Source organism: Imhoffiella purpurea (assembly GCF_000585215.1).
In the GTDB taxonomy this organism is placed as follows: Bacteria; Pseudomonadota; Gammaproteobacteria; order Chromatiales; family Chromatiaceae; genus Imhoffiella; species Imhoffiella purpurea.
In genome coordinates this window covers 1-1183 of record NZ_AONC01000064.1, presented here as the reverse complement: position 1 = coordinate 1183, position 1183 = coordinate 1, and the positions used below count along the sequence as shown (strand labels likewise).

1 protein-coding gene is annotated in these 1183 nt (G+C 64.2%); it reads right to left on the bottom strand.

Going from position 1 to position 1183, the window contains the following annotated elements:
• Positions 1-1183 (bottom strand): elongation factor Tu (gene tuf, locus D779_RS17975; protein ID WP_043756767.1); only part of this gene is annotated, 1183 nt, incomplete at both ends.

Here is a 1183-nt window from a genome sequence, read left to right as displayed (position 1 = left end):
ACTCGATAATCTTGGCAACGACGCCGGCACCGACGGTACGGCCGCCCTCGCGCACCGCGAAGCGCAGACCCTCTTCCATCGCGATCGGCGCGATCAGCTTGACCGTCATCTTGACGTTGTCGCCAGGCATGACCATCTCGATGCCCTCGGGCAGCTCGCAGGCGCCGGTGACGTCGGTGGTCCGGAAGTAGAACTGCGGACGATAGCCGTTGAAGAAGGGGGTGTGACGACCGCCCTCTTCCTTGCTCAGCACGTACACCTCGGCCTCGAAGTGGGTGTGCGGGGTGATGGAACCCGGCTTGGCCAGAACCTGACCGCGCTCGACGTCCTCACGCTTGGTACCGCGCAGCAGCGCGCCGATGTTGTCGCCCGCCTGACCCTGATCGAGCAGCTTGCGGAACATCTCGACGCCGGTGCAGGTGGTCTTGACGGTATCCTTGATGCCGACGATCGCGACCTCTTCACCCACCTTGATGATGCCGCGCTCGACACGACCGGTCACCACGGTGCCGCGACCCGAGATCGAGAAAACGTCCTCGATCGGCATCAGGAAGGCACCATCGACCGCACGCTCGGGCTCGGGAATGTAGCTGTCGAGCGCTTCCATCAGACGGTCGATCGAAGGACCGCCGATCTCGCTCTCGTCGCCCTCGAGCGCCAGCTTGGCAGAACCGGTCACGATCGGGGTGTCGTCACCCGGGAAGTCGTAACTGGAGAGCAGCTCGCGCACTTCCATCTCGACCAGCTCCAGGAGCTCGGCGTCGTCGACCATGTCGGCCTTGTTCAGGTACACCACGATGTAGGGCACGCCGACCTGACGCGACAGCAGGATGTGCTCGCGGGTCTGGGGCATGGGGCCGTCGGCCGCCGAGCACACCAGAATGGCACCGTCCATCTGCGCCGCACCCGTGATCATGTTCTTCACGTAGTCGGCGTGACCGGGGCAGTCGACGTGCGCGTAGTGACGCGTGTCGGTCTCGTACTCGACGTGCGCGGTGGCGATGGTGATGCCGCGCTCGCGCTCCTCGGGGGCGTTGTCGATCTGGTCGTAGGCACGCGCCTCACCACCGAATTTCTTCGCCTGATGAACCGTGATCGCCGCCGTCAGCGTGGTCTTGCCATGGTCGACGTGGCCAATGGTGCCAACGTTGACGTGTGGCTTGCTGCGTTCGAATTTAGCTTT